The sequence below is a fragment of the uncultured Campylobacter sp. genome (assembly GCF_938045535.1).
Taxonomy (GTDB): Bacteria; Campylobacterota; Campylobacteria; order Campylobacterales; family Campylobacteraceae; genus Campylobacter_B.
Window position 1 is genome coordinate 1 of record NZ_CALIMQ010000048.1, and the last position, 2,916, is coordinate 2,916.

Sequence of the window (2,916 nt, forward strand, 5' to 3'; positions counted from 1 at the left end):
CCTGCTTTTATATCGGTATTTCCTATGCCGTATCCTAGGTATAATTCCGATAATACCGCACCCTTGGTATACCACTCCTTATCGTAGGCGGTCTTATTGCTTGAGCCTACGTGATACGGCATCAACCAACCTTGCCCGGTAAGCCCTATTCTAAAGCCGTAAAGAGGATCGGTGACATATCCAAGCTCAAGACCCACGCCGAATGCCTCGTAGTCGTTATCGCCCGTAGCGGCTTCGCCTCTATTGTCTACGGTTTTATTGGCGTAAGTTGTCTTTACCGTTCCGCCAAGCTTACCGTTAGTGATCGCATCGGCTACGCTGTCCGCCGCGCTTAGCGATGATACAGCGCATGCGCAAACCGCCGCAGCCAAACTTAGTTTGATGAGTTTCATTCGAAATCTCCTTTCATAAAGATTTACAAAATATTTATAAAATGAATTATATCAAACAATCTCGCTGTTTACGATAAAAAAGGGGGAAATTTAAAATAAAATTACGCAACTTTGTAAAGATTAAATTAATGAATAGTGAAATTTATCGCCCTATTTATGATTTTATGATTTGGCGAAAATTTTTGGCTTGCGCCCCAAGCTCGACTCGCGAATAAAAGCGATCAAAATTTCAAAATTTCAAAAACGCCAAACTGAGCCGTCGAATAAAATTTTTACTGAAATCAGAGAGTGAAATTCCGCCGCTTTTAAATTTTAAAATTTAGAAAGTGGGGTGAAGTTTGTGAGCTAAAATTTCTTTTTGAATTTAAAGCGCGACTCCATAGATTTATACAGCCTATGCAGCCGCGCAGAATTTAGATAACGGATAGAAGCTCTAAATTTAGATAATTTACAGAGCCTTTGCGATCAACTCGTTTACGTTTTTGATAAACTCGCTCGGATTTTCCAGCTCCTGCCCCTCGCTAAGGCGCGCCAGATCGTAGATTATTTCAGACACTTGCGGCAGCATCAGCTTATCGGCCTGCAGCTTTTTGATGATCTCGTGATCTGCGTTGATCTCCAAAATCGGCTTTATTGGCGGCAAATTGCGGCCTCCCATCTGCTTAAGCAGCTGCTGCGTAGCAAAATCGGGATCGTTCTCGTCAAAAACGAGGCAGGAAAGCGAGCCGCTTAGACGCGATGAAATTTTAACGTCTTTGACGCGATCGCCTAAAATTTCTTTGATCTTTGCGGCGATCTCTTTGGCTTGCGGCGTCGCGGCGTCATCGCTTGTGGCCTCCTGCTTGATTGAAGTCGCATTTTTAACAGGCGTCTTATCAAACTCAAAAACGCCAGGCATCACGATCGTATCGATCTCATCATCGCAGAGCAACACCTCCGTGCCCTCGGCGTTAAATTTCTCGATCAGAGGTGAGCTTTTAAGCATCGCAGCGCTGTTTCCCGCGATATAATAGATCTCTTTTTGATCCTCTTTCATTTTTTCCTTATACTCGCTAAGCGTAATGAGTCCGTCTCGCAGGTTCGATTTGAAAAGACAAAGCTTTAAAATTTCCTCTTTGTTTGCGCCGAAGCCGTAAAGCCCCTCTTTCAAAACCTTGCCGAATAATTCGTAAAATTTTATGTATTTTTCGCGATCGTTCTGCAAAAGCTTTTCTAGCTCGGATAGAATTTTTTTGACGCTTTGTTCACGGACGTAGGCTAGAATTCGATTTTCTTGTAAAATTTCGCGGCTTACGTTTAGCGGCAGATCCTCGACGTCCATTATGCCGCGCACGAAGCGCAAGTAGCTAGGCAGCAGCTCTTTGGCGTCGTCGGTGATGAAAACGCGCTTGACGTAGAGCTTCACGCCGCTTTGATAATCGACGCGGTATAGATCAAAGGGCTCGCTGCTCGGCACGTAAAAAAGCGTCGTGTATTCGTGCGTGCCCTCGGCCTTTGTGTGGATATAAAACAGCGGATCGCCGCTATCGTGGCTAATCTGCTTGTAAAATTCATTGTAATCGCTTGGCTTTAGGCTGCTTTTCGGCAGCTGCCAAAGCGCGCTCGCGCGGTTGATCTGGACGTTTTTAACTTCGCTATACCCCTGCTCGCCCTCTTTTTGCGCAGGAACGTACTCTTCTTTATCCATAAAGATTGGGTAAGGGATGTGGTTGGAGTATTTTTTGACGATGCCCTCGAGCCTGTAGCCGTCCAAAAACTCCTCATCTTTCATATGCAGGATTATCGTCGTGCCGAAGTCCTCTTTTTGCGCCTTTTCGATAGCGTAGTTGCTCGCATCGCTGCTCCATTTAAAAGCGTCCTGCGAGAGCGGCTTGCGGCTGATGACGTCGATATGATCTGCTACCATAAACGCCGAATAAAACCCTACGCCGAACTGCCCGATGAGGTTGCTATCCTTCGCCGCATCGCCGCTAAGGCTCGCCATAAAGCCCTTCGTACCGCTGCGCGCGATAGTGCCTAGATTGCTCTCGAGCTCGGCCTCGTCCATGCCGATGCCATTATCGCCGATGCTTAGCGTTTTGGCCTCTTTGTCGATCTTTATATCGATGCGCGGTACATACGAAAGCGCCTTATATTCGTCGTTCGTAAGGCACAAATAGTTTAATTTATCCAACGCGTCGCTTGCGTTTGAGATAAGCTCGCGCAGGAAAATCTCCTTGTTCGAATAAAGCGAATGGATCATCAAATTTAGCAGATCATTCACTTCGGTCTTAAATTTTTTCTTTGCCATTATGCGGTCCTTTTTAAAAATTTTGGCAGATTATATCATGGAGTGCTAATCTTGTCAAGAGTAGAATAAATAAACTTGATATGAATCCTACTTATGCAGGAGCCGGTATCACCAAAGTAAATCCCACCTGTCAACTCACGCACCACGACAAAGTCTACACCAGCAATTCGTTCCGGTTTAAGTGGTGACAAATGCTTGAGACTATCAAAAATCTTAACAGGGCGAATATTGGCA

General features: G+C 45.2%; 1 protein-coding gene and 2 pseudogenes. All 3 read right to left on the reverse strand.

What is annotated here, in order from left to right; all coding sequences use genetic code 11:
• A pseudogene (locus Q0095_RS01850) lies at window positions 1-392 on the reverse strand (metalloid reductase RarA); the annotation flags it as partial.
• 448 nt (window positions 393-840) lie between these two features.
• Window positions 841-2,682, reverse strand: coding sequence for a molecular chaperone HtpG (gene htpG, locus Q0095_RS01855; RefSeq protein WP_297880835.1), 1,842 nt, complete (start codon window positions 2,680-2,682; stop codon window positions 841-843).
• Between the two features lie 110 nt (window positions 2,683-2,792).
• Window positions 2,793-2,916 (reverse strand): annotated as a pseudogene (locus Q0095_RS01860) (isocitrate/isopropylmalate family dehydrogenase); the annotation flags it as partial.